A 16,545-nucleotide genomic window follows, 5' to 3' on the forward strand; every position below is an offset into this window, starting at 1 on the left:
CAGCGCCGATGGTACTGCAGGGGGGACCCTGTGGGAGAGTAGGACGCCGCCGAACTCCTTTTGATAAAGCCTCGTTCCCCGAGTTTCGACTCGGGGGGCGAGGCTTTTTTGCGTTGTGTGCCGAAAGGGCTAGGTAGTCTCGGGAGATGGGCTACGACCTGATCATTTTCGATAATGACGGTGTCCTCGTGGACAGCGAACCGATCTCGAACCGGATACTCGCCGGGTACCTGACCGAGCTGGGGCACCCGACCACGTACGAGGAATCGCTCCGGGACTTCATGGGCGGGTCGATGCAGCGCGTGTGCGACCTGGTGCGGGAGAAGTCAGGGCGGGCGCTTCCGGAAGACTTCGAGGCCGCTTTCCACACGCGGGTCTTCGAGGCGTTCCGCAGGCAGCTTCAGCCGGTGCGCGGCGTGGAGGCCGTCCTGGAGAAACTGGCCGCGGACGGGGTGCCGTACTGCGTCGGATCGTCGGGAAGCCATGAGCGGATCCGGGTGGCACTGACCAAGACCGGACTGTTCGAGCGGTTCGGTGAGGAGCGGATCTTCTCGTCGCAGGACGTCGGGCGGGGAAAGCCGGCGCCGGATCTGTTCCTGCACGCGGCCCGGGAGATGGGCGTCGAACCCGGCCGGTGTGCGGTGGTCGAGGACAGCCCCCTGGGCGTGCAGGCGGCCCTCGCCGCCGGGATGGACGTGTACGGGTTCACCGCGATGACGCCGGCGGAGAAGCTCACCGCGGCCGGAGCCACCGTGCTCTTCGCGGAGATGGCGGAGCTGCCGGAGTTGCTGCGGTAGCGGCGTCTTTCGGGGCGGGCGGCGCCGGCGAGGGCCGTAACGGGGCGCGGGCTGCGGGGAATCGGGTGCGTGATCCATCTACCCAGCGGTAGCCGGGAGTTCTAGGCTGGCCCGCCATGACGCCCCCTCAGGTACCGGGAGCGCGGCTCCGGCACGGCCGGGTCTCGCTCGCCCTCAGCTTCTTCGCTCAGGGGGCGGTCTTCGCCCTGCTCGTGACCCGGATACCGGCGATCCAGGTGCGTTACGGGATCTCGGACGGGCTGCTGCCGGCCTTCCTGGCCGCGGTGCCGGTGCTCGCCGGCGTCGGCAGCGTCGGCACCGAGCGCCTGGTGAGGCGCGTCCGGCCGAGCGTCGTCCTGCGTGTCGTGCAGCCCGTGGTGTGCCTGGCGCTGCTGGCCGTCGGAGCGGTCGGCTCGCTGCCTCAGGTGGCGTTGGCGCTGGCCGCGTTCGGGCTGTCGGTGGGTGCCCTGGACGCGTCGATGAACATGCTGGGGGTGAGCCTCCAGCGGGCGTACGGGCGCAGCATCATGCTCGGCTTCCACGCCGCGTACAGCCTGGGCGGGATCGTCGGGGCCTCGCTGGCCTGGGCGGGCGCGCACTGGCAGCTGCCGCTGGCGCTGCTGTACGGCCCGGTGGTGGCGGTCCTCGTCCCGGTGGTGCTGGTGATCGGCCGGTGGTTCGTGGACGCGGACGGCCGGGCGGAACCGGGCGGGACCGGGGGTGGGACACCGGTGGCGATGCGGCTGCTGCTGCCGCTGTGCCTGGTGATGGCGTTCGCGTACATCGGGGACTCGACGGTCTCCAACTGGAGCGCCAAGTACCTCCAGGACGTGCTGCACAGCTCCGAGCAGCTGGCGACCGTGCCGTACAACGTCTACACGGTGATGACGCTGCTCGGGCGGGCGGTCGGGGACCTGGGGGTGCGGCGCTTCGGGCCGGTCGCGGTGGTGCGGACCGGGACGGTGGTGGCGGCGGCCGGCTTCGCGGTGGTGGCGGCGGCTCCGGGGGCCTGGGCGGGGATGGCGGGGTTCACGCTGCTGGGGATCGGCCTGTGTGTGATCGTGCCGCAGACCTTCGCGGCGGCCGGGCGGTACGCCGTCGAACGGCACGGTCCGGGGGCGTCGGATACGGCCGTCGCGCGACTGAACATTTTCAACTATGTGGGGTTTCTGATCGGCTCGCCGCTGGTGGGGGCGCTGGGGGACGCGTGGAGTTACCGCGGCGCGATGCTCGTCCCGATGGTCCTCGTGCTGGTGACGCTGGTCTACGCCCGCTCGTTCGGGTCATCCGCGGACCGGTACGGTGACGGCCATGAGCGGCCGCGCACAGTTGATGTGGGACGAGGCAGTAACGGGCTATGACTTCGGTCCGGGGCATCCGATGGACCCCGTCCGGCTCGCCCTGACGATGCGTCTGGTGGAGGCGTACGAGCTCCACCGCGGGCCGCTGGAGGTGGTGGCGGCCAAGCCGGCCGGCGACTCCACGCTGCGGCTCGTCCACCGGCAGGACTACATCGCGGCGGTCCGGCGGGCCTCCGCGGACCCGGCGGCCGCGGAGACCGGGTACGGCCTGGGGACCGAGGACGACCCGGCGTTCCCGGGGATGCACGAGGCGTCGGCGCTGATCGCCGGGCAGTCGGTGGGCGCCGCGGAGGCCGTGTGGCGCGGCGATGCGCCGCACGCGGTGAACTTCACGGGCGGGCTGCACCACGCCATGCCCGGCGGCGCGTCCGGATTCTGCGTCTACAACGACGCGGCGCTGGCGGTCGCCCGGCTGCTGGAGCTGGGCGCCGAACGGGTGGCGTACGTGGATACCGACGTGCATCACGGCGACGGCGTGCAGGCGGCGTTCTGGGAGGACCCGCGGGTGCTGACGATCTCGCTGCACGAGCATCCGCGGACGCTGTTCCCGCAGACCGGCTGGCCGGAGGAGACCGGCGGGGAGGGCGCGGAGGGCAGTGCGGTGAACGTGGCGCTGCCGGCCGGTACCGGGGACGCGGGGTGGCTGCGGGCGTTCCACGCGGTGGTTCCGGAGCTGCTGGCGGCGTTCCGTCCGCAGGTCCTGGTGACCCAGCACGGCGCCGACACCCACTTCGAGGACCCGTTGGCGCACCTGGCGGTGAGTCTGGACGCGCAGCGGGCGGTGGCCGCAGCGTGCCATGCGCTGGCGCACGAGCACGCGGACGGGCGGTGGGTCGCGCTCGGGGGCGGCGGCTATGCGGTGGTGGACGTGGTGCCGCGCAGCTGGACGCATCTGGCGGCGATCGCGGGGCACCGGCCGATCGATCCGGCGTCGCAGGTGCCGGAGGAGTGGCGGCACGAAGTGTTCCGCCGGACCCGGCAGTTGGCGCCGCAGCGGATGACGGACGGGCGGATGCCGCAGTGGCGGGATTTCGCCGAGAGCGGCTACGACCCGGCCGACCGGCTCGACCAGGCGGTGCTGGCGACCCGCCGGGCGGTGTTCCCGGCGCACGGGCTGCTGCCGTAGGGGCGGGCGGCGGGCGGCGGGGGCGCGGGGGCCGGGGCCTTAGGGGGGAGGGGAACGGATCCCGTAGGGGTCGTGAGCGCCCCCTGCGGGGCCACAACGTGGCGGGGGAGCGGGGTATTCCGAGGACGGGGCGAGGCGCGGGGAGTTCCGGCCGCGGAGGTGCGGGAGGCTCCGGCCCCAAGGGGGCGGAGGGGGAGGCGTGCCCGGGACGTGGTGAGGGGGAGGAGCGTGCCCCGGCAGCCCGGCAGCCCGTTTCCGTCGGTGGCCCGGGGTGGCCCGGGGTGGCCCGGGGTGGCCCGGGGTGGTCCGGGGTGGTCCGGATGTGTGACTACTCGTTGGTTCGGGCATGCGGTTCGCGGTCGGTGGGTGAGCATGGGGCCGTGGCGGGGAGCGGGGCGCTGCGGGCGCATCTGGTCGAGGCGCGGCTGGCGGGGCGGATCGCGACCACGCGGGAGCAGAGCCTGCGGCGGTACCGGCTCTTCGCGGCCCGGGACCCGCGGGTGCTGCTCGGCCTGGACCCGGAAGCGGACTGGTCCTTCGGCGAGGTGCTGCGGCTGATGGGGCGGCGGTGCGGCGTTTCGGCCGATCCGGCGCACACTTCCGGCCGGGATGTCATCGACCCGGCGCGGACGGTGGCCGCGCTGGACGCGTTCGCCGGCCGGCTCGCCGCGGTGGCCGCCCGCCGGCTGCCGGTCCTGCTCGGCACCGGCCATCCGCACCGGTTGCTGGGGTTCTACGCCGCCCTCGCAGACGCCCTCTCGGCAGCGGGCTGCCCCGTCCTCACCCCGGCGTATGGCCACCGTGTCGACATGGCGACCCGGTTCGGGGTACGCACGCGGGTCGTCACGTACGTACGGGGAGTCGCGCTGATGCGAGAGACCGGCGTGCGGGGCGCATCGGCGGAGGGGGGCGTGCACACCCATTCGCCGCTCCCGGTGCGGACCGTCCTGGGGGTCGCGGCGGCCGCCGGAGGGCCGCTTCCCGCGCTCGTCATCGGGGACCACGGGTGGGTCTGCGGGGCAGGTCAGCTGGGTATCGAGGCGGTCGGGCTGGCGGACAGCGACGACCCCGCGCCGTTCGTCGGCCAGGCCGAGGGGCGGCTGTCCACGGTGGTGCCGCTGGACGATGGGGTGCGGTCCGTGCACTACCGACCACTGGCCCGCTATGTCCTCAATAGGTCATGTCTGTCCGGATAGGCGGCTGTTCGCTGCTCCTCTTCCCCACTCGCATCACCCGCCCCTAATCTGGGGAGTGAACGCATGGCGACGAAGAGTCACCGGAGGGGAAGCCGGTGCCCGTCTTATGCGGAAGGTGCAGGTGTGTGATGGCTGCGGACCAGAGGCCGTTGAACGAGGTTGTGTTCCTGACAGTGGCGGAAGTCGCCACGGTGATGCGAGTGTCGAAGATGACCGTGTACCGCCTGGTGCACAGCGGTCATCTGCCCGCGATCCGCGTGGGGCGGTCCTTCCGGGTGCCGGAGCAGGCGGTCCACGACTACCTCCGCGAGTCGTACGTGGGGGTGGAATCGGCCTGACGGGCCGTTCGGCGACCCTCGGATTACGCGGTACGGCCGGCGCCGGGTACCCTGACCCGATGTAGGTAGTGTGGGCTCGGACGCCCCGCACCGAGTGATACGAAGTGAGCGAGGGTAGTCGTGGGCTCTGTTATCAAGAAGCGGCGCAAGCGGATGGCCAAGAAGAAGCACCGCAAGCTGCTCAAGCGCACCCGCGTCCAGCGTCGTAACAAGAAGTAAGCGACGCTGATCGCGATTTCGCGGCCCCTCACCGCCCCTCGTGCGGTGAGGGGCCGCGGTGCGTCTGTGGGCCGTATGGACGGTGGTTGCGGGCAAATGTCGCCCGGGGCATCGTGCGGTCACCGCGGCGCAACACCGACCCGATAGCGTGAGCCGCACAGCTCGGCGCCGGCGGAAGCCGCTGCGGGAAGGAGGGCCGATCTTGGGCAACGTCGTGCTCGTCACGGGCGTCGCACGGCAGCTGGGGGGCCGGTTCGTCCGCCGCATCCAGCGCGATCCCGACGTCGACCGGGTGATCGGGGTCGATGCCGTGGCGCCGGAGCACCACCTCGGTGACGCCGAATTCCTCAAGGCCGACATCCGGCACCCGGCGATCGCCCGGGTCCTGGCCGAGACCGGTGTGGACACCGTCGTCCACATGGACATCAACGGCACCCCCCTGCACAGCCGCGGCGGCCGGGCCTCCGTGAAGGAGACCAACGTCATCGGCACCATGCAGCTGCTCGGCGCCTGCCAGAAGGCCCCGGCCGTCCAGCGCGTGGTGATCAAGTCCAGCACCAGCGTCTACGGCTCCGCGCCCCGCGACCCGGCGGTCTTCACCGAGAACACCCCGCCCAAGTCCCTGCCCAGCGGCGGCTTCGCCAAGGACACCGTCGAGGTCGAGGGGTACGTCCGCGGCTTCGCCCGGCGCCGCCCCGACGTGGCGGTGTGCGTCCTGCGGTTCGCCAACATCCTCGGCCCCTCCGCGGACTCCCCGCTCGCCGAGTACTTCGCGCTGCCCGTCCTGCCCACCGTCCTCGGCTACGACCCGCGCCTGCAGTTCGTCCACGAGGACGACGCGATCGAGGTGCTGCGGATCGCCGCCTCCGAGCCGCGCCGCGGCACCCTCAACAGCGGCACGTTCAACATCGCCGGGGACGGTGTCCTGTTGCTCTCGCAGGTCTCCCGCCGGCTGGGCCGCCCCACCCTGCCGCTGTTCCTGCCCACCGTCACCTGGGCCGGCACGGTCCTGCGGTCCCTGGGCATCACCGACTTCTCGCCCGAGCAGATCCGGATGCTGACCCACGGCCGGGTCGTGGAGACCACGCAGATGCGCGAGACGCTCGGCTTCCACCCCGCGTACACCACGGCGGAGACCTTCGCGGAATTCGCCCGCGGCCGCGGACCCGGGCTGCTGCCGCCCGCGTCCCTGGCCCGCACCGTCGACCGGCTCGCCGGCGTGCTGCCCGCACGCCGCGGCCCGAGCCAGTGAGGAGTTCACCCACGATGGCGGACGCCAAGGTCATCCCCTTCGGCGAGGAGCCCCGGGCCCGCCGCAAGGCCCGGCGCACCGGGCGCACCGGGCGCGGCACGGCGCTGGCGCCCGTCCCGGAGGCCCGCTCCGGGCCCCGGCCGGTGCCCGCCCCGCAGCCGGCCGGCGGCCGGACCCTGGACGAGCGGATCGCCGGCGGGCTGGCGTTCCTGCGCCGCCGGATCACCGGTGACTACGAGGTCGACGACTTCGGCTACGACCGGGAGCTGACCGACCAGGTCCTGATGTCGCTGCTGCGGCCGCTGTACGAGAAGTACTTCCGGGTCGAGGTGAAGGGGGTGGCGAACATCCCCGCCGAGGGCGGCGCGCTGATCGTCGCCAACCACTCCGGGACGCTCCCGCTGGACGGGCTGATGCTCCAGGTCGCGGTGCACGACCACCACCCGGCGCAGCGCCATCTGCGGCTGCTGGCGGCCGATTTGGTGTTCGTGCTGCCGGTGATGAACGAGCTGGCCCGCAAGGCAGGGCACACCCTGGCCTGTGCGGAGGACGCCCAGCGGCTGCTGGAGCGCGGGGAGATCGTCGGGGTGATGCCGGAGGGCTTCAAGGGCATCGGGAAGCCGTTCGCGGACCGCTACAAGCTCCAGCGCTTCGGCCGGGGCGGTTTCGTCTCCACGGCGCTGAAGGCCGGGGTGCCGATCGTGCCGTGCTCGATCGTCGGCGCGGAGGAGATCTACCCGATGATCGGGAACGCCAAGACCCTGGCGCGGGTGCTGGGGCTGCCGTACTTCCCGGTGACGCCGACCTTCCCGTGGCTGGGGCCGCTCGGTGCGGTGCCGCTGCCGACGAAGTGGACGATCCAGTTCGGCGAGCCGATCCCGACGGACGGCTATCCGGCCGAGGCGGCCGACGACCCGATGCTGATGTTCAACCTCACCGACCAGGTGCGGGAGACCATCCAGCACACCCTCTACAAGCTGCTCGTGCAGCGGCGCTCGGTGTTCTTCTGAGCGGAGAACACCGAGCGCCGGGGCCGCCCCGGGCCGGCCCGCGATGCCGGGGGCACGCGGGGAGCCGGGCTACTTGGGCAGGCTGTCGCCGTCGATGCCGAGGTCGGGCAGCAGCCCGGGCAGCAGCGGCGGGAGCGTGACATCGGGGTGGCCCGCGCCGTCCTTGCCGTGGCTGCCGTCATGCGGTGTCGCGCTGCCCTTGCCGCCCGGGTCGAGCAGACCGCCCGTGCTGCCGCCGAGCAGGCCGTCCTGTTCCTGGGACGGCGAGGCCGACGGGCGCGGGGCGCGCTCGGGCGTGCCGTGGGAGCCGGTGCCGGACCCGCGGTCGGCCGGGGACGGGCGGTTGTCGTCGCCCGTGCTGCCGCCGCCGGCGGACGGGGCGCGGTGGTGGCCGCGGCTGTCCGGGCCCGGCGGGAGCAGTGAGCGCAGCGGGCCGACCTCATCGTCTATGGCGTCGAAGACCGAGCTGACCTCGTCGCGGACGTCGGTGAGCTGCACCGGGAGCTTGTCGCGCAGTTGCGTCCAGGTGCGGCGGTGCGACTTGGTGAAGGAGTTCAGCGCCTGGATGGGGGCGAGCGAGCCGTCGCGCTCGTACGCGGCGTGCAGCAGGCGGTGGCCCTCGCCGGCGTCGTGGCGGACCCCGGCCAGGGCCCGGCGGACCTCGGCGAGCGCCTCGTGGTCGAGCTGCGCGGACCGGCCGCGCTCCAGCAGGCGGCGGGCCTCCAGCATGCGGGTGGACGCCTGGTCGAGGTAGAGCCGGCCGCGGTCGGACTCGTCGCCGGCCATGGTGAGCCGGAGGTCCTCCATCCCGCGCTTGAGGCCGTACAGGGAGTCGCCGGGGAGGGCGTCGGTGCTGGCCGCGGCGACCCCGGTGAACGCGCCGGCGGCCACGCCGACGGTCAGCCCGCCGGCCGCCAGCCCCTTGGAGAGGCGGGAGCGCGGGCGCAGTCGGCCGAGGGATTTCGCGGCGCGGTGCGCGCCCCCGGCCTCGCGCTGCTCGGGCACCCGGGCGTCGCCGGACGGGGCGCCTTCGGCGAAGGCGGCCTCCATCGCGGCGATGAGCTGGGCGCGCTGGACAGTCTTGACCTCGGCGGCCATCTCCGGCTTCGGGAGCTCCCCGAGGCCGTCGGCGACCGCCAACAGCCGTGCTTCCGCCGGCGTCTGCGCCGGACTGTCGACCTGGTCCTCGGCCGCCGCGCCCTTGAGCTCCTGCTCCTCCAGGGCCTGGGCGAAGGCGTTGGCCCGCCGGTGCACGGAGACATTCGCGATCACGGGCGGCACCTCCTCTCGTCATCCCGCTCGGCTCCCCGGACTGGCTTTGACTATCCAGACGGGCCGGATGGTTGCACGCCTTGTCCGTGGCCACTCGATCGAGTGAGGGGCAGCGGACATGGCGTGACCGCATGGAGCCTGCATCCCGCACAACGAGCGGCGCGGCACTCGGGTTACGCACTCACGATGATCTGACCGTCAGGGCATGGCCGGTCACCAACGGTGAGCCGGTGACGGGGTGTTGGGAGCGCGCGGGGAGGGCGGTGTCAGCGGGCGTCGTCGGGGAGGAGCCGCGCCAGGGTGCGGACGGCCCGGTACTGGAGGGTCTTGATGGCGCCCTCGTTCTTGCCCATGACGCGGGCGGTCTCGGCGACCGAGAGGCCCTGGAGGAAGCGCAGGGTGACGCATTCCTGCTGCTGGGGGTTGAGCTTGCGGACCGCCTCCAGCAGGGCGGCGTTGGAGAGGGATTCGAGGACCGAGTCCTCGGGGCTGCGCTCGACCTCGTTGGCGTCGAGCATCTCCCCGGTGGTGACTTCCAGGCGGAAGCGGGAGGACTTGAAGTGGTCGGCGACGAGGTTGCGGGCGATGGTCACCAGCCAGGCGCCGAAGTCGCGCCCCTGCCAGGTGAACGTGCCGATGCGGCGCAGCGCGCGCAGGAAGGTCTCGCTGGTGAGGTCCTCGGCCGTGGCGCGGCCGCCGACGCGGTAGTAGATGTAGCGGTAGACGGTGTCGGCGTACTGGTCGTAGAGGCGGCCGAAGGCGTCGGCCTCGCCGGCCTGGGCGCGCTCGACGAGGTCCATCATGCGCCGGCTGTCGCTGTCCGCGGGGCGGCGTGCGGTGGTGGTGCCGGCGCCGGCGCGGCGGGTTCTGCCGGCGGTGGCGGCCTTGCCGACCGCAGCGCTCCCGTCGGCCAGTGCGTAGCAGGGGCCGGTGGGGACGGCTGTGGCGAATGCGGGGACGGCGTACGCGGTGGGGACGAAACTGCGCAGGTGGTCGACGAGCGTCGTACGCAGCGTAGCCAGGCCCGAGGCGTCAACCCCGACGTGTGGGTACACGGGACTCCCAGAGGCAGAGCTTCCATCACGTGCAGTGCGGGACCCTTCACTCGTCGTAGGGACGTGTGGGTTCCGGAATGCGTCTGAGGAGAATAACGCTTCGTACAGGCAGCGCTACACCCAGTTGCTCAAATCATCGATTACTTACGGTCCGTGTCCGGTTGGTGGCGGATCAAGTATCGAATATTGAGCAACTATTGATCGGAAGGGAGCGCAATCTGCCTGGTTGGAGAGCGTGTTGTGGTTAAGCGGCAGGAAAGGGACTGACCGCGCGGCCGCGGGGGTAGGGAGTGCGGATGGCCCGCCGCCGGGCCCGGTGATCAAGGATGGTCAGCGGCGGCGGCGCTGGAGGGCGGCGGCGGCCGCGGCCCCGCCGGCGAGCGCGCCGACCCCGGCGGCCGCCGGGATCCCGATCCGCACCGCCTTGCGGCCGGTGCGGTAGTCGCGCACCCGCCAGCCGTGTTCCCGGGCGTGCTTGTGCAGCCGGGAGTCGGGGTTGATCGCGTAGGGGTGGCCGACGAGCGAGAGCATCGGGATGTCGTTGGCCGAGTCGCTGTAGGCGGCGCAGTGCGACAGGTCCAGTTCCTCGGCGGCGGCCAGTGCGCGGACCGCCTCGGCCTTGGCCGGGCCGTGCAGCGGCTCGCCGACCAGCTTGCCGGTGTAGACCCCGCCGACGGACTCGGCGACCGTGCCGAGGGCGCCGGTCAGGCCCAGCCGGCGGGCGATGATCGTGGCGGTCTCCACGGGGGCGGCGGTCACCAGCCAGACCTTCTGGCCGGCGTCGAGGTGGGCCTGGGCGAGCGCCCGGGTGCCGGGCCAGACGCGCTCGGCCATGTACTCGTCGTAGATCTCCTCGCCGATGGCCATGAGTTCGGCGACGCGGTGGCCCTGGACGATGGAGAGCGCGCTGTTGCGGACGTCCGCCATGTGCTCGGGGTTCTCCGAGCCGGCGAGCCGGAAGTAGACCTGCTGCCAGGCGAAGCGGGCCAGGTCGCGCTTGTGGAAGAAGTGCCGCTTGTACAGGCCGCGGCCGAAGTGGAAGAGGGCGGCGCCCTGCATGATCGTGTTGTCGAGGTCGAAGAAGGCGGCCGCGGTGGTGTCCCCGGCGACCGGGAACTCCGGTTCGGCCGGGGCCTCGGCCGGCGCCACCTCCTGCGAGGACTTCCGGGCGGCCTCGGCCGCGGCCTCGCCGGCCAGCACGCTGCGGGCGGTGGCGGGTCGTCTGCGGCGGGTGAACCACCCCGTGGGGAAGAGCGCCCCGGTGGGGCTCCGGTCCGGGCGGGGGGCGGGCGACGGGCGGGCCATGCGGCTAGCGTAGCCAGTTTGTTCGGTGCGGCCGGTTACGGGCGCGTGTCAGGAGGCACCGGGACCGCCGAAGGGCGCGTTACGGCCAGCTGCCGGGGGTGCGGTGCGGCGGCGCCGGGGCGGCGGGCGGGCTCAGGCGCCCAGGGCCGTCCGCAGGCGCCGGGGGTCGACGCGCCAGAAGTCGTGCTGGGCACCGTCTACCAGGACGACCGGAATCTGCTCCCAGTACTGGCGGTGGAGTTCGGCGTCCTGGGTGATGTCCTTCTTCTCCCAGGACGCGCCGGTCTCGGCGCACACCTTCTCGATCACCGCCTGCGCGTCGTCGCAGAGGTGGCAGCCCGGCTTCATGATCAGGGTGACCATCCGGTCGGCGGGGCTCTTGCGGGGGGTGCGGCTGAACAAGGGGGCCATGGGGCCATTGTGCCGGTTCGCGGCGGCGCCGTCCGGTGGCCGGTTCGCTTACCATCGATGGGCGATTTGTAGAGGTCCGGGGGCATAGCGGTGAGGAGTGAGGGCGCGTGCTCCCGTCAGTGCTGCCACGGATAGCCGGTGGCGCGTGTGAACGGTGTGGCGTGGGAGTTGGTTCCGCCGACACCCGTAAAAGCTGCGTGAGCCCTATCACTTTGGCCGGGCAAAACGGACACCATCTTTGTGCACGCGTTCACAAAGACATAGCCTGCAAGGGACGGGGCGGTCGGGTTCCTGACGGCCGCCCACAGCCCCGCTCTACCCGCAGGAGCACCGTGGCAACTGGCCGAACTCACCGACCGGCGACCCGAAGCCGAGGCATCCCCGAGGCCACCGTCGCCCGGCTACCGCTGTATCTGCGTGCACTGACCGCGCTCTCCGAGCGTTCGGTCCCCACGGTCTCCTCCGAGGAGCTCGCGGCCGCGGCGGGAGTCAACTCCGCGAAGCTGCGCAAGGACTTCTCCTACCTCGGCTCCTACGGGACCCGGGGCGTCGGCTACGACGTGGAGTACCTCGTCTACCAGATCTCGCGGGAGCTCGGCCTCACCCAGGACTGGCCCGTGGTCATCGTCGGTATCGGCAACCTCGGCGCCGCCCTCGCCAACTACGGGGGCTTCGCCTCCCGCGGCTTCCGGGTCGCCGCGCTGATCGACGCCGATCCGGCCATGGCGGGCAAGCCGGTCGCCGGCATCCCGGTGCAGCACACCGACGAGCTGGAGCAGATCATCCGCGACAACGGGGTGTCGATCGGCGTGATCGCCACCCCGGCGGGCGCCGCGCAGCAGGTCTGCGACCGCCTGGTCGCCGCCGGTGTCACCTCGATCCTGAACTTCGCGCCGACCGTGCTGACCGTCCCGGACGGGGTGGACGTGCGCAAGGTGGACCTGTCCATAGAGCTCCAGATCCTCGCCTTCCACGAACAGCGCAAGGCGGGCGAGGAGACCGGCCAGACCGGCCCGGGGAGCACGCCGCCGGCGCCGCCGGCCCGTTCCGCGGGCGTCGCCGCAGAACGCAAGGGACCCGACGGGGACGTGCCCGCCGTGATGCCGGCATGAGCCTTCTCGTCGTCGGACTCAGTCACCGCAGCGCGCCGGTCAGCGTGCTGGAGCGGGCCGCGCTCGCCCCGGAGGGCCGCGGCAAGCTGCTCCAGGACGTGGTGTCGGCCGAGCCGGCCACCGAGGCCGCGGTGCTGTCCACCTGCAACCGCATCGAGCTCTACGCCGACGTGGACAAGTTCCACGCCGGTGTCGCCGAGCTGTCCACCCTCCTGGCCCGCCACGGCGGCGCCGGCCTGGAGGAGCTGACCCCTTATCTCTACGTCCACTACGAGGACCGCGCCGTCCACCACCTCTTCTCGGTGGCCTGCGGCCTGGACTCCATGGTGGTCGGCGAGGGCCAGATCCTCGGCCAGATCAAGGACGCGCTGGCCGTCGCCCAGGAGCAGCACACCGCCGGGCGGCTGCTGAACGACCTCTTCCAGCAGGCGCTGCGGGTCGGCAAGCGCGCGCACAGCGAGACCGGGATCGACAAGGCCGGCCAGTCGCTGGTCACCTTCGGCCTGGAGCAGCTGGCCGGCGGCCCGGACGTCGCGGACTGGGCGCGCGGCAAGCGGGCACTGGTGATCGGCGCCGGCTCGATGTCGTCGCTGGCCGCCACCACCCTCGTCCGCAGCGGCGTGGGCGAACTGGCCGTCGCCAACCGCACGCCGGCCCGCGCCCAGCGCCTGGTGCAGATCCTGACCGAGCCGGGCGGGCCGGGTGCGGCCACCGGGCTGACCGCCCGCGCGGTCGCGATGGACGCCGTCGCGGCGGAGCTGGCCCGGGCCGAGATCGTGGTGTCCTGCACGGGCGCGGCCGGGCTGCTGCTGACCGGCGAGCAGATCGCGGCGGCGCTGGCCGGGCGCACCGACCGGATGTGGCTGCTGGACCTGGCCATGCCGCGGGACATCGACGCGGCGGTGCACCGGATCGACGGCGCCCGCCTGGTCGACATCGAGTCGCTGGCCGACGCCTCGGCCGCGGCCCCCGGCGAGCCGGCGGTGTCGGCGGGTCCGGTGGCCGCCGACGTGGACGCGGTCCGCGCCATCGTGGCCGAGGAGGTCGCCGCGTTCGGCGCCGCCCAGCGGGCCGCGCACATCACCCCCACCGTGGTCGCCCTGCGCACCATGGCGGCGGACGTGGTCAGCAGCGAGATCGCCCGGCTGGAGGGCCGCCTGCCCGCCCTGGACGACAAGCAGCGGGCGGAGATCACCCAGACCGTCCGCCGGGTCGTCGACAAGCTCCTGCACGCGCCCACCGTGCGGGTCAAGCAGCTCGCCAGCGAGCCCGGCGGCGCCGGGTACGCGGACGCCCTGCGGGAGCTGTTCGACCTCGACCCGCAGACGGTCGCCGCCGTCAGCAGGGCCGACCGGCACGATGCAGCACAGGAGCGGGCATGACCGACAGCACGAGCAGAGCCCTGCGCCTGGGCACCCGGCGCAGCACGCTCGCCATGGCCCAGTCCGGGCAGGTGGCGCAGGCGGTGCGGGAGCTGACCGGCCGCCCCGTGGAGCTGGTGGAGATCACCACCTACGGCGACACCTCCCGGGAGCAGCTGGCGCAGATCGGCGGCAGCGGCGTCTTCGTGTCGGCGCTGCGCGACGCGCTGCTGGCCGGCGCGATCGACTTCGCCGTCCATTCGCTGAAGGATCTGCCGACCGCGCATCCGGCCGGGCTGGTCCTGGCGGCCGTACCCGAGCGCGAGGACCCGCGCGACGCACTGATCGCCCGCGGCGGCCTGCGCTTCGAGGAGCTGCCGGACGGTGCCCGGGTGGGTACCGGCTCGCCGCGGCGGATGGCCCAGCTCAACGCCTGGGCCAGGTCGCTGGGCAAGCGCATCGAGACCGTGCCGGTCCGCGGCAACGTCGACACCCGGATCGGTTTCGTCGCGAAGGGCGAGCTGGACGCGGTCGTGCTGGCCGCCGCCGGCCTGACCCGGATCGGCCGCATCGGCGAGGCGACGCAGCTGCTGTCGCCCGACGTGGTTTTGCCCGCCCCCGGCCAGGGGGCACTGGCGGTCGAGTGCAGGGCGGGGCACACCGCCCCCGATGCTGCCCTCGCCGCCGCGCTCGCCGCGCTCGACGACCCGGTCACCCGGGCCGCCGTGACCGCCGAGCGTTCCCTGCTCGCCGCCCTGGAGGCCGGCTGCTCCGCCCCGGTGGCGGCGCTGGCCGACCTTTCCCCGAGCGGGGGAGGCCCCCAGGCCGGCGAGCAGGCTGTCACCGAAATGCACCTGCGCGGTGTCGTCGGCACGACCGACGGCAGCACGCTGGTGCAGCTGTCCACCACCGGGCACGTACCTGCCTCTCTTGACGACGAGTCGGTCCCCCTCACCATGGGCCGGGAACTCGCCGCCGAGATGCTCGCAAAGGGTGCGGCCGGTCTTATGGGGGAGCGAGCACTTTGAACCCCACCGCCCCGAACCATTCCGCCTCCGGTCAGGTCACCTTCCTGGGTGCCGGGCCGGGAGACCCGGGCCTGCTGACGCTGCGTGCCGTGGAGGCGCTGGCCTCCGCGGACGTCCTCATCGCCGACCCGCAGGTCCTGGACGTCGTGCGTGTGCATGCACGCGCGCAGGTGGACACACCGCTGCAGGCGTCAGCTGACGAGGCGTCAATCCCCGGCAGCCCCCCTGGCGTTTCCGCCCTCAGGGACACCGCCAATCTTGTCATGACGGCCGCGCGCGCGGGCAAGCGGGTCGTCCGTGCGGTGGTCGGAGACCCCGGACTCGACGGCTACGTCGCCGAGGAGATGCTGGCCTGCGCCGCCGAGGGCATCGTCTTCGAGGTCGTCCCCGGTATCGCGGCCGCCGTCGGCGTGCCCGCCTACGCCGGGGTGCCGCTGCGGGACGCCGCGGGCACCGACGTGCGGTTCATCGACGCGCGCACCGCCGATGACCGCTGCTGGGCGGAGCTGGGCGGCAGCGACGCCACCGCGGTGGTCTCCACCAGCCTGGACTCGGTGGCCGCGGCCGCCGGGGAGCTGGTGGCGGCCGGCCGCAAGCCGGACACCCCGATGACCGTCACGGTCGCCGGCACCACCACCCGGCAGCGCACCTGGACGGCCACCCTCGGCAGCGTCGCGCAGGTGCTCAAGGCCGCGAAGGTGCTGCCGTCGCCGGACGGCGGGCAGCCGGTCATAGCCGTGGTCGGTGAGCGCAGTGCCGCGGCGCAGCGGGAGCAGCTCTCCTGGTTCGAGAACAAGCCGCTGTTCGGCTGGCGGGTGCTGGTCCCGCGGACCAAGGAGCAGGCCGCGTCGCTCTCCGACCAGCTCGTCTCGTACGGTGCGGTGCCGCACGAGGTCCCGACCATCGCCGTCGAGCCGCCGCGCACCCCGCAGCAGATGGAGCGCGCGGTCAAGGGCCTGGTCACCGGCCGCTACGAGTGGATCGCGTTCACCTCGGTCAACGCCGTCAAGGCGGTCCGGGAGAAGTTCGAGGAGTACGGGCTGGACGCCCGGGCGTTCGCCGGGATCAAGGTCGCGGCGGTCGGCGAGCAGACCGCCAGGGCGCTGGTCGCCTTCGGCGTGAAGCCCGACCTGGTGCCGTCCGGTGAGCAGTCCGCGGCCGGGCTGCTGGAGGACTGGCCGCCCTACGACCCGGTCTTCGACCCGATCGACCGGGTGTTCCTGCCGCGCGCCGACATCGCCACCGAGACCCTGGTCGCCGGGCTGATCGAGCTGGGCTGGGAGGTCGACGACGTCACCGCCTACCGGACCGTGCGGGCCTCGCCGCCGCCGGCCGAGACCCGGGAGGCGATCAAGGGCGGCGGCTTCGACGCGGTGCTGTTCACCTCGTCCTCGACCGTGCGGAACCTCGTCGGCATCGCCGGCAAGCCGCACAACGTGACGGTGATCGCCTGTATCGGCCCGGCCACCGCCAAGACCGCCGAGGAGCACGGGCTGCGGGTCGACGTGATGTCGCCGGAGCCGTCGGTGCACAAGCTGGCCGAGGCGCTCGCGGACTTCGGCGCGGCGCGGCGGGATGCCGCGCTGGAGGCCGGGGACCCGGTCACCCGGCCCAGCGAGCGGCGGCCCGGCGCGCGCCGGCGGGCCCGCAGCTGAGCGGCCGTCCACACGATGCCCGAGGGCGCCCTCCAGGGGGCGCCCTC

16 protein-coding genes are annotated in these 16,545 nt (G+C 73.0%); 12 read left to right on the forward strand and 4 right to left on the reverse strand.

Annotated elements, in window-relative coordinates:
* The first annotated feature begins 146 nt into the window (after positions 1-146).
* The 8 genes from MUU72_RS10805 to MUU72_RS10840 all read left to right on the forward strand — a co-directional run bounded on the left by MUU72_RS10805 (position 147) and on the right by MUU72_RS10840 (position 7,299).
* A complete protein-coding gene (locus tag MUU72_RS10805; RefSeq protein ID WP_248012971.1) occupies positions 147-797 on the forward strand; it encodes an HAD family hydrolase in 651 nt (216 codons plus the stop codon).
* Between the two features lie 116 nt (positions 798-913).
* Positions 914-2,158 carry an MFS transporter gene (locus tag MUU72_RS10810; protein WP_248012972.1) on the forward strand — a complete coding sequence of 415 codons (1,245 nt, stop codon included), beginning with the start codon at positions 914-916 and terminating at the stop codon, positions 2,156-2,158.
* Positions 2,109-3,284 (forward strand): acetoin utilization protein AcuC, encoded by a 1,176-nt coding sequence (locus MUU72_RS10815; protein WP_248012973.1) that lies wholly within the window; start codon positions 2,109-2,111, stop codon positions 3,282-3,284. The genes MUU72_RS10810 and MUU72_RS10815 overlap by 50 nt, the downstream gene beginning before the upstream one ends.
* Before the next feature lie 380 nt (positions 3,285-3,664).
* The gene (locus MUU72_RS10820; RefSeq protein WP_248012974.1) at positions 3,665-4,480 is read left to right on the forward strand and encodes a phosphatase; all 816 of its coding nucleotides are present in this window, start codon (positions 3,665-3,667) and stop codon (positions 4,478-4,480) included.
* A 128-nt stretch (positions 4,481-4,608) separates the two neighbouring features.
* The gene (locus MUU72_RS10825) at positions 4,609-4,818 is read left to right on the forward strand and encodes a helix-turn-helix domain-containing protein (protein ID WP_014144137.1); all 210 of its coding nucleotides are present in this window, start codon (positions 4,609-4,611) and stop codon (positions 4,816-4,818) included.
* 120 nt (positions 4,819-4,938) lie between these two features.
* A complete protein-coding gene (locus MUU72_RS10830; protein ID WP_003948845.1) occupies positions 4,939-5,037 on the forward strand; it encodes a 30S ribosomal protein bS22 in 99 nt (32 codons plus the stop codon).
* 202 nt (positions 5,038-5,239) lie between these two features.
* Positions 5,240-6,289, forward strand: a complete 1,050-nt coding sequence (locus tag MUU72_RS10835; RefSeq protein ID WP_248012975.1) for an NAD-dependent epimerase/dehydratase family protein — start codon at positions 5,240-5,242, stop codon at positions 6,287-6,289.
* Between the two features lie 14 nt (positions 6,290-6,303).
* On the forward strand, positions 6,304-7,299 hold the full coding sequence (locus MUU72_RS10840; protein ID WP_248012976.1) for a lysophospholipid acyltransferase family protein: 996 nt from the start codon (positions 6,304-6,306) through the stop codon (positions 7,297-7,299).
* Positions 7,300-7,368: 69 nt separating this feature from the next.
* On the opposite strand, the gene MUU72_RS10845 is transcribed toward MUU72_RS10840, so the two are convergent.
* The 4 genes from MUU72_RS10845 to MUU72_RS10860 all read right to left on the reverse strand — a co-directional run bounded on the left by MUU72_RS10845 (position 7,369) and on the right by MUU72_RS10860 (position 11,342).
* Positions 7,369-8,571 (reverse strand): DUF5667 domain-containing protein, encoded by a 1,203-nt coding sequence (locus tag MUU72_RS10845; RefSeq protein WP_248012977.1) that lies wholly within the window; start codon positions 8,569-8,571, stop codon positions 7,369-7,371.
* 266 nt (positions 8,572-8,837) lie between these two features.
* Entirely contained in the window at positions 8,838-9,626 is a 789-nt protein-coding gene (locus MUU72_RS10850) for an ECF subfamily RNA polymerase sigma factor, BldN family (RefSeq protein ID WP_248012978.1), read from the reverse strand.
* 330 nt (positions 9,627-9,956) lie between these two features.
* On the reverse strand, positions 9,957-10,826 hold the full coding sequence (locus MUU72_RS10855) for an HAD family hydrolase (RefSeq protein ID WP_372503075.1): 870 nt from the start codon (positions 10,824-10,826) through the stop codon (positions 9,957-9,959).
* A gap of 237 nt (positions 10,827-11,063) precedes the next feature.
* Complete coding sequence (locus MUU72_RS10860; protein ID WP_248012980.1) at positions 11,064-11,342, reverse strand: glutaredoxin family protein; 279 nt, start codon at positions 11,340-11,342, stop codon at positions 11,064-11,066.
* Between the two features lie 332 nt (positions 11,343-11,674).
* Between MUU72_RS10860 and MUU72_RS10865 the strand changes: the two genes are divergently transcribed.
* Genes MUU72_RS10865 through MUU72_RS10880 form a run of 4 tightly spaced genes read left to right on the forward strand, consistent with a single transcriptional unit; the run spans position 11,675 to position 16,498 of the window.
* Positions 11,675-12,454, forward strand: coding sequence for a redox-sensing transcriptional repressor Rex (locus tag MUU72_RS10865; protein ID WP_248012981.1), 780 nt, complete (start codon positions 11,675-11,677; stop codon positions 12,452-12,454).
* Positions 12,451-13,836, forward strand: a complete 1,386-nt coding sequence (locus MUU72_RS10870; protein ID WP_248012982.1) for a glutamyl-tRNA reductase — start codon at positions 12,451-12,453, stop codon at positions 13,834-13,836. The genes MUU72_RS10865 and MUU72_RS10870 overlap by 4 nt, the downstream gene beginning before the upstream one ends.
* Positions 13,833-14,843 (forward strand): hydroxymethylbilane synthase, encoded by a 1,011-nt coding sequence (gene hemC, locus MUU72_RS10875; RefSeq protein ID WP_248012983.1) that lies wholly within the window; start codon positions 13,833-13,835, stop codon positions 14,841-14,843. The genes MUU72_RS10870 and hemC overlap by 4 nt, the downstream gene beginning before the upstream one ends.
* Complete coding sequence (locus tag MUU72_RS10880) at positions 14,840-16,498, forward strand: bifunctional uroporphyrinogen-III C-methyltransferase/uroporphyrinogen-III synthase (RefSeq protein ID WP_248012984.1); 1,659 nt, start codon at positions 14,840-14,842, stop codon at positions 16,496-16,498. Before hemC ends, MUU72_RS10880 begins: the two co-directional genes overlap by 4 nt.
* The last annotated feature ends 47 nt before the right edge of the window (positions 16,499-16,545 follow it).

It is taken from the genome of Streptomyces rhizoryzae, assembly GCF_023155275.1.
GTDB lineage: Bacteria > Actinomycetota > Actinomycetes > Streptomycetales > Streptomycetaceae > Streptomyces > Streptomyces rhizoryzae.

Coding starts and splice junctions, on each gene's coding strand:
- MUU72_RS10805 (WP_248012971.1), top strand. CDS start 147: ATGGGCTACGACCTGATCATTTTCGATAATGACGGTGTCCTCGTGGAC.
- MUU72_RS10810 (WP_248012972.1), top strand. CDS start 914: ATGACGCCCCCTCAGGTACCGGGAGCGCGGCTCCGGCACGGCCGGGTC.
- MUU72_RS10815 (WP_248012973.1), top strand. CDS start 2,109: ATGAGCGGCCGCGCACAGTTGATGTGGGACGAGGCAGTAACGGGCTAT.
- MUU72_RS10825 (WP_014144137.1), top strand. CDS start 4,609: ATGGCTGCGGACCAGAGGCCGTTGAACGAGGTTGTGTTCCTGACAGTG.
- MUU72_RS10840 (WP_248012976.1), top strand. CDS start 6,304: ATGGCGGACGCCAAGGTCATCCCCTTCGGCGAGGAGCCCCGGGCCCGC.
- MUU72_RS10860 (WP_248012980.1), bottom strand. CDS start 11,342: ATGGCCCCCTTGTTCAGCCGCACCCCCCGCAAGAGCCCCGCCGACCGG.
- MUU72_RS10870 (WP_248012982.1), top strand. CDS start 12,451: ATGAGCCTTCTCGTCGTCGGACTCAGTCACCGCAGCGCGCCGGTCAGC.
- hemC (WP_248012983.1), top strand. CDS start 13,833: ATGACCGACAGCACGAGCAGAGCCCTGCGCCTGGGCACCCGGCGCAGC.